Raw genomic sequence first — 1,515 nt, 5'->3', positions numbered from 1 at the left:
GCGCCGATTCCGTTGAAAAAGGCGGCTGTTGAGATCGCGGCCAGTAACAGGCACAGCGGTTCTATCCCGCCTTACGCGATCACCGGCGTGGGTGACGGGATCAGCTTGGCCAGTTTGCGCAGGTTCTGGGCGGTGGCGGCGAGGAGGAACTCGTCTCGGGCGCCGTTTGGACCTCTCAGGCGCAGTCGGTCCAGCTTCAGGATGCGCTTGAGGTGGGCGAACAGCATCTCGACCTTCTTCCGCTCGCGCCGGGAGACGACGTAGGCGTCAGTCTTGACGATGTCACGGGCGAAATCCCGTGCGCCTTCGTGGATCGAGCGGGTCACTTTCCGCGCCGGCGCATTGGGGCAGCAGCGGCTCTTCAGCGCGCAGGCGTCGCCATTTTGCTGGCGCGATACCGATAGGTGTTATCCGGCGGGGTATCGGGATGATCCGCGCGGAAGGCTCGCCGATATTGCCTCAGTTCCTTACCGCCCGGACAGTGGTAGAGGTCGGCGGCGTGGTCATAGGCGAAGTCGCTGCGCGAGAAGGTCCCGTCGATCCGCTCGGCTTTGTCGATGACAGGGATATGCGGCTCGATGCCCTGGTCGTGGACCAGCCAGTCCAGCATCTCGGCCGAGCCATAGGCTGTGTCCGCCGCCAGCCGAGCGGGCCACAGATCGTGATGCTCGCGAACCCGCTCGATCATGGTGCGGGCCGCCGTCAACTCGGCCTGCCGCACGGCCGTGGACGGCTCGACATCGACAATGATCGCGTGGTCGAGGTCGATCAGATAGTTGGTCGCATAGGCGAAGAAGGCTGGGCCCTTGTTGGCGCCGGTCCAGCGCGAGGCCGGATCGGCCGGCGAGATGAACTTGGGCGTCACCGGGGTGGCGCCGCCGAAGGCCGCGTCGTCCAGCACGGCCAGATACTCGTCGATGGCGCGGCTGGCGGCTTCAGGCGGCAGACCTTCGTCGCCGGGCACGCAGCGCTGGCGATTGGCGTCGGCCTTGATCAGGCTGGCGTCGACGGCGAAGCCCTCGCCGCCGACCAGGCCCTCGGCGATGCAGCGGCGCAGCACCGTCTCGAACAGCTGCCGCAACAGATCGCTGTCGCGGAAGCGGCCATGGCGGTTCTTGGAGAAGGTCGAGTGGTCCGGCACATCGCCGTCCAGGCCCAACCGGCAGAACCAGCGATAGGCCAGGTTCAGGTGGACTTCCTCGCACAGCCGCCGCTCCGACCTGATGCCGAAGCAGTACCCGACCAGCAGCATGCGGATCAGAAGCTCGGGGTCGATCGAAGGCCGGCCGATGGCGCTGTAGAACGGCGCCAGATGCGCCCGCAGGCCATCGAGTTCCACGAACCGGTCGATCGCGCGCAGCAGGTGATCCCCCGGCACATGCTGCTCCAGCGAGAACTCGTAGAACAGGGCCGACTGATCGACCCGCCGCTCGCCCATCATCGCTGGATCTCCAGCCTCAACGACCAGAGTGAATCAGCGCTGCGCCCTCATGCCAATTGCCCAGGCCGCCTTTT

1 pseudogene is annotated in these 1,515 nt (G+C 66.1%); it reads right to left on the bottom strand.

Annotated features, from left to right (window positions below):
- Positions 1-71 precede the first annotated feature (71 nt).
- A pseudogene (locus tag JKF87_RS18110) lies at positions 72-1,441 on the bottom strand (transposase).
- Between the last annotated feature and the right edge of the window lie 74 nt (positions 1,442-1,515).

Source organism: Brevundimonas nasdae (assembly GCF_016654005.1).
In the GTDB taxonomy this organism is placed as follows: domain Bacteria; phylum Pseudomonadota; class Alphaproteobacteria; order Caulobacterales; family Caulobacteraceae; genus Brevundimonas; species Brevundimonas nasdae.
The sequence above is the reverse complement of the archived record's forward strand: the minus strand, read 5'-3'. Positions and strand labels throughout refer to the sequence as shown.